Source organism: Variovorax sp. FG153, from assembly GCF_057809595.1.
The window spans coordinates 1-3116 of record NZ_JBMDKG010000101.1 but is presented as its reverse complement, the minus strand read 5'-3'; the positions used below and the strand labels follow the sequence as shown (position 1 = coordinate 3116).

Annotated in this window: 1 protein-coding gene; it reads right to left on the bottom strand. The window is 63.6% G+C overall.

All coding sequences use genetic code 11. The features are described from left to right. Positions 1-2649 (bottom strand): hypothetical protein (locus tag ACODT0_RS42200; protein ID WP_489044021.1); only part of this gene is annotated, 2649 nt, incomplete at its 3' end. Positions 2650-3116: the final 467 nt, after the last annotated feature.

Sequence of the window (3116 nt, the reverse complement as noted above, 5' to 3'; positions counted from 1 at the left end):
GTTGAGCACGGCGACCAGTTCCATCGGCAGCCTGTCGACCTCGACCTCGACGGGCCTGAGCACGGCCACGAGCAGTATCGGCAGCCTGTCGTCGGGTCTGAGCACGACGAACAGCAGCGTTTCGAGCTTGTCGACTTCGACATCGACTGGATTGAGCACGGCGACCAGCGCCATCGGCAGCCTGTCGACCTCGACCTCGACGGGCCTGAGCACTGCGACGAGCAGCATCGGAAGCCTGTCGTCGGGTCTAAGCACGACGAACAGCAGCGTGTCGAGCTTGTCGACTTCGACGTCGACCGGGTTGAGCACGGCGACCAGTTCCATCGGCAGCCTGTCGACCTCGACCTCGACGGGCTTGAGCACGGCCACGAGCAGCATCGGCAGCTTGTCGTCGGGGCTGAGCACGACGAACAGCCGCGTGTCGAGCCTGTCGACCTCGACATCGACAGGGCTGAGCACGGCGACCAGTTCCATCGGCAGCCTCTCCACGTCGACTTCCACCGGCTTGAGTACGGCAAACAGCCGCATCGATGGCCTGTCGACCGGACTGAGCACCACGACCAGCAGCATCGGCAGCCTGTCGTCGGGCTTGAGCACGACGAACAGCAGCGTGTCGAGCTTGTCGACTTCGACGTCCACCGGCTTGAGCACGACCACGAGCAGCATCGGCAGCCTGTCGACCTCGACTTCGACTGGCCTGAGCACTGCGGCGAGTTCGATCGGTAGCCTCTCGACGTCCACTTCGACAGGCCTGAGTACCGCGACCAGCGCCATCGGCAGCCTGTCGTCGGGTCTGAGCACGACGAACAGCAGTGTGTCCAGCTTGTCGACTTCGACATCCACGGGGCTTAGCACCGCCACGAGCTCCATCGGTAGCCTCTCGACGTCGACTTCGACGGGCCTGAGCACGGCAACGAGCTCGATTGGCAGCCTCTCCACGTCGACGTCCACGGGCTTGAGCACGGCCACCAGCAGCATCGGCAGCTTGTCATCGGGTTTGAGTACGACGAACAGCAGCGTGTCGAGTCTGTCGACATCGACATCGACGGGTCTCAGTACCGCGGCCAGCAGCATCGGTAGTCTGTCTACCTCGACTTCCACCGGCTTGAGCACGGCGAACAGCCGCATCGACGGCCTGTCGACCGGCCTGAGCACCACAACCAGCAGCATCGGCAGTCTGTCTTCGGGCTTGAGCACGACCAACAGCAGCGTGTCGAGCTTGTCGACTTCGACGTCCACCGGCTTGAGCACGGCCACGAGCAGCATCGGCAGCTTGTCCACGTCGACCTCGACAGGCCTGAGCACTGCAACCAGCTCGATCGGCAGCCTGTCGACCTCGGCCTCCACCGGTCTGAGCACCGCCACGAGCTCAATCGGCAGCTTGTCGTCGGGTCTGAGCACGACGAACAGCAGCGTGTCGAGCCTGTCGACTTCGACGTCCACTGGCCTGAGCACTGCGACAAGTTCGATTGGCAGCCTGTCCACATCGACGTCGACCGGTCTGAGCACGGCAACGAGTTCGATCGGCAGCCTGTCGACCTCCACGTCGACGGGTCTGAGCACGGCCACGAGCAGCATCGGCAGCCTGTCCACATCGACGTCTACCGGCTTGAGCACGGCGAACAGCCGGATCGATGGCCTGTCGACAGGACTGAGCACCACGACCAGCAGCATCGGCAGTCTGTCGTCAGGCCTGAGCACGACGAACAGCAGCGTGTCGAGCTTGTCGACTTCCAGTTCCACCGGCTTGAGCACGGCCACGAGCTCGATCGGTAGCCTCTCGACGTCGACGTCCACGGGCTTGAGCACCGCGACCAGCAGCATCGGCAGCCTGTCGACCTCCACCTCGACGGGTCTGAGCACGGCCACGAGTTCCATCGGCAGCCTGTCGACTTCGACCTCCACGGGTCTGAGCACTGCAACGAGCAGCATCGGTAGCCTCTCGACCTCCACGTCGACTGGCTTGAGTACGGCGACGAGTTCCATCGGTAGCCTGTCCACCTCGAGCTCCACGGGCCTGAGTACCGCGACGAGCAGCATTGGCAGCCTCTCGACCTCGACGTCGACCGGTTTGAGCACGGCAACGAGTTCCATCGGCAGCCTGTCGACCTCCACGTCGACGGGTCTGAGCACGGCCACGAGCAGCATCGGCAGCCTGTCCACATCGACGTCTACCGGCTTGAGCACGGCGAACAGCCGGATCGATGGCCTGTCGACAGGACTGAGCACCACGACCAGCAGCATTGGAAGCCTGTCGTCGGGCTTGAGCACGACGAACAGCAGCGTGTCGAGCTTGTCGACTTCCAGTTCCACCGGTTTGAGCACGGCCACGAGCTCGATCGGTAGCCTCTCGACCTCGACGTCCACGGGTTTGAGCACTGCGACCAGCAGCATCGGCAGCCTCTCGACCTCGACGTCTACCGGCCTGAGCACCGCGACGAGTTCCATCGACAGCCTGTCGACCTCGACGTCGACCGGTTTGAGCACGGCCACGAGCTCCATCGGCAGCTTGTCGACGTCCACCTCGACGGGCTTGAGTACGGCAACGAGTTCCATCGGCAGCTTGTCCACGTCGACTTCGACGGGTCTGAGCACCGCCACGAGCAGCATCGATAGCCTGTCTACCTCGACCTCCACGGGTCTGAGCACTGCAACGAGCTCTATCGGAAGCCTCTCGACGTCCACGTCGACGGGCCTGAGCACTGCGACGAGTTCCATCGGCAGCCTGTCCACGTCGACCTCCACGGGCCTGAGCACTGCAACCAGCAGCATCGACAGCCTCTCGACCTCGACGTCGACCGGTTTGAGCACGGCCACGAGTTCCATCGGCAGCCTGTCCACGTCGACTTCGACGGGTTTGAGCACCGCGACTAGCAGCATCGATAGCCTCTCGACTTCGACGTCGACTGGCCTCAGCACGGCAACGAGCTCCATTGGCAGCCTGTCGACCTCCACGTCGACGGGTCTGAGCACAGCGACGAGCAGTATCGATAGCCTCTCGACTTCGACGTCGACTGGATTGAGCACCGCAACGAGCTCGATCGGCAGCCTGTCCACCTCGACCTCCACGGGCCTGAGCACAGCGACCAGCAGCATCGATAGCCTGTCGACCTCGA